The 3,488-nt window shown below is 71.1% G+C and carries 3 protein-coding genes; all 3 read right to left on the reverse strand.

All coding sequences use genetic code 11. The annotated features are described in order from the left end of the window. Nucleotides 1-4: 4 nt before the first annotated feature. The 3 genes from QQG74_RS20205 to QQG74_RS20215 all read right to left on the reverse strand — a co-directional run bounded on the left by QQG74_RS20205 (nt 5) and on the right by QQG74_RS20215 (nt 3,469). Complete coding sequence (locus QQG74_RS20205; RefSeq protein ID WP_341716331.1) at nt 5-940, reverse strand: TauD/TfdA family dioxygenase; 936 nt, start codon at nt 938-940, stop codon at nt 5-7. 187 nt (nt 941-1,127) lie between these two features. Next, nucleotides 1,128-2,573, reverse strand: coding sequence for an MFS transporter (locus QQG74_RS20210; RefSeq protein ID WP_341716332.1), 1,446 nt, complete (start codon nt 2,571-2,573; stop codon nt 1,128-1,130). Beyond that, on the reverse strand, nt 2,540-3,469 hold the full coding sequence (locus tag QQG74_RS20215; protein ID WP_341716333.1) for an ornithine carbamoyltransferase: 930 nt from the start codon (nt 3,467-3,469) through the stop codon (nt 2,540-2,542). Before QQG74_RS20215 ends, QQG74_RS20210 begins: the two co-directional genes overlap by 34 nt. Nucleotides 3,470-3,488: the final 19 nt, after the last annotated feature.

Below are 3,488 nucleotides of genomic sequence, written 5' to 3' on the forward strand. Positions count from 1 at the left end.
GCGGTCAGTCCGACATCGCCACCAGGATCCGGCGGTCACCGGTGTACGGGCGCCGGCCGTGCGCCACCAGCACGTTGTCGATCAGGAGCAGATCACCGACCCGCCAGTCCACGTCGATCGCGGCGTCCAGCCCACGGTCACGGATCTGGAACACGTACTCCTCGGGGATCGGGCTGCCGTCGGCGAAGGTGACCGACTGGGGCAGTTCATCCTGCGTCATCACCTGGGTCATCACCTTGGCGACCTCGTCGTCCAGGCCGGCCGGGTGCCACTGGTCGGTCTGGTTGAACCAGACCTCCACATCGGTCACCGGGTGCCGGACGGTGGCCGGGCGCAGCTGACTGACCCGCAGGCCGTCGGCGGTCCACTGCCAGGTCGCCCCGGTCCCGGCGAGAAACGCCTCCACCTCCGCGCGGTCCTCGGTCTCGAAGGTCTGCTGCCAGCTCTTGCCCAGCCCCATGCCGTCGTGCAGGTTCTGCTGGTAGCACACGCCGTCGGCGAAGGCGGCGCGTACCTCCGGGTCCAGCGACTCCAACCAGAGCCGGGCGTCGACCACCGGAGTGGCGCCGCCGGTCTGCGCGGCGATCTGGCAGTAGAAGAGCAACCGGGCCGGCCAGTGGGCGGCGTACGACAGCTCGTTGTGCATGGAGATGGTGTACTGCGCCGGGTATTCCGTCGAGGTGTAGACGTTGCGGCCGACCTTGGTACGCGGCGAGTTGCCGTGCACGTAGGCGAGCCGGTTGGGCAGCAGCAGGTCCATCACCTGGTCCAGTGCCGCCGGCTCGACGTTGAAGCCCCGGAACACCAGCGCCCCTTCGGCGGTGAGCAGCTTCGCCAGATCCAGCTCCCGCAGGTGCCCGACCAGCCCGTCCACGCTGGCCGCAGACCCGACGTCGCCGGGTGTGATCTCGTACGGCTGCCAGTCACCCTGCTCGCTCATCAAAGCCTCCTCAGGCTCGCCACTACTGGCAGCCACCCTCCCGCCCGCCCCCATATTTCCTCGATATCCCCACCCCCACCCCACCCCACCCCCACCCACCCACCCACCCACCCCAACCCCCTTTCCGCCGCGTTGATCATGAGGTTGGCGGCAGTAGTCGATCTTCAAACTGCCGCCAACCTCATGATCAACGCGGGGGCGCGGGGCGCGGGGCGCGCGGGCGCGGGGCGCGCGGGGCGCGGGGGCGGGGGCGCGGGCGCTGGGGCGCGGGGGCGCGGGGGTGGGGGTGGGGGTCAGCGGGGGTGGGGGTGGGGAGGCGTTCGGCTTCGGCGGCGGCTTCGGCGGCGGCTTCGGCGCGTTCGGCTTCGGCGGCGGCGCGGGTGCCGAAGGCGAGCACCGCGAAGATCGCGATCACCACCATCGTCGCGCCCACGATCACCAGGGCCACCTCGATGCCCAGGTGGTCGAGCAGGAAGCCGGCGAGCAGTGCCCCGGCGGCGTTGGCGCCCGAGGCGAGCAGCGTGAAGATCGAGCCGGCTCGACCGCGCAGCTCGTCCGGAGCCGTCTTGAGCAGGTAGAGCATGCCGGCCACGTTGCCGATCCCGGCACCGTAGTTGATCAGAGCGAGGATCGCGCTGACCACGATCAGGCCGGGCGCCACCACCAGCAGCGGCATCAGTACCGCCCAGCCGACGTTGATGCCGATCATCATCCGGCGAATGCCCCAGCGACGCAGGTAGACGTTGCTGGTCATCGCGCCGAGCATGCCGAAGACGCTGTTGACCACCAGCAGCAGACCCACCGTGGCGGGCTCGCCGCCACGCTCCTTGACCAGCACCACCAGGCCGAGCCCGAGGATCTGGAAGAGGATGTTGCTGGCCGCGAAGAGGCAGAGCGCCCGCCGCAGGTAGAGCTGGCCCCAGACGAAGTCGAAACCCTCTTTGATCTCGGCGAGCAGCCGGCCGGGTGCGGCACCGGCCGCCCGGGGTGCCCGCAGGTCCCGCCGCATGAACAGCAGGGTGACCAGCGAGATCAGGTGCGCCACGGTGGCGAAGAGGAAGGGCGCGAAGCGGGCCACGGAGTACAGCACGGTGCCGGCCGGTTGGCCGAGGATGCTTGCGGCGTTGGCCCGCGACTCGTTGGCCGCCGTCGCGGCACCCAGCTGGTCACGCGGCACCACGCTGCCCACCGCCGCCCGTTCCGCAAGCGTGTAGCAGATACCGAGGGTGGCCTCGACGAACGCGACAAACATCAGGTGCGGCAGCCACACCGCGTCGAGCAGCACCACCACCGCGACGCTGCCCACCCCGGCGACCCGGACGACGGTGCAGGCCAGCATCGTGGTACGCCGGTTCCACCTGTCGACAAGCGCACCAGCCGGCAACTGGGCGACCAGGTTCGGCAACAGCGCGGCGAAGGTGACCAGGCTGGCCGCGGTGGCCGACCCGGTCGACCAGAAAACCAATAGGGTGTAGCCGATGGAGGTGGCCCGGGCACCGAGCGCGGAGAACCCGGAGCCGATCCAGAGCAGCAGGAAGTCCCGGTTGCCGGCCAGACCCGTACGTCGACGAGCGGGGCGGGCCGGCGCGTCGGAGACGGTCATCTTGTCGTACCCGCCGCGGTGGCCTGGCACCAGTCGAGCACCGCCATGGCGCTGTAGCACTTGTTCTCCGCCTGGGCGAAGGCGATGCTCGCCGGCCCGTCGAGCACCTCCGCGGTGACCTCCTCACCGCGGTGTGCCGGCAGGTCGTGCAGGAAGACCGCGTGCGGGCTGCGCTGCCAGAGCGCCTGTTCGACCCGGAACGGAGCGAAGATCCGACGCCAGTCCGGGTCCGGCTTGCTGGTGCCGGTGGTCTGCCACCGGGTGGTGTAGATGGCGTCGAGGTCACCCGGCAGGTCGGACATGTGGTGCCGCTCGACGACGCTCGCTCCGCTGACCTCGGCCTGTCGGGTGGCGTCGGCCAGGATCTGCTCGGGCAGGCCGTAGCCGGGCGGGGTGCGCAGTTCCAGCTCCACCCCCGGAAACCGGGTGAGCGCCAGGGCGAGCGCGGTGGCGGTGTTGTTCGCCTCCCCCACGTAGAGCAGGCGCAGCCCCTCGATCCGGCCGAACTGTCGCAGCAGCGTGGTCAGGTCCGTCAGCGCCTGGGTGGGGTGCTCCTCGGCGCTCATCGCGTTGAGCACCGACATCCGGTCCTGGACCGCCCAGGCCCGCAGCTCGGCCGGGTCACCGGCGGTACGCGCGACAAGCACGTCGAGCATGCCGGCGAGTACCCGGCCGGTGTCCTCGCTGGTCTCCCCGGTGTTCGTCTGGAGGTCCTGCGGCCCGTACTGGATGACGCCCGCGCCGAGCCGCAGCGCGGCGCTGGTGAAGGCGGTCCGGGTCCGCGTCGAGGTCTTGAGGAAGTACGCGCCGACCACCCGCCCGGCCAGCGGGTTGCCGCGCTCCCCCGCCGCGTACGCGGCGCCGCGGGCGACGATCGAGTACAGGTCCCCGTCGGTCAGGTCGCGGATGGACACCAGGTGTCGCACCGGCCGGGCGGACGGGTCG

Source organism: Micromonospora sp. FIMYZ51, from assembly GCF_038246755.1.
Taxonomy (GTDB): domain Bacteria; phylum Actinomycetota; class Actinomycetes; order Mycobacteriales; family Micromonosporaceae; genus Micromonospora.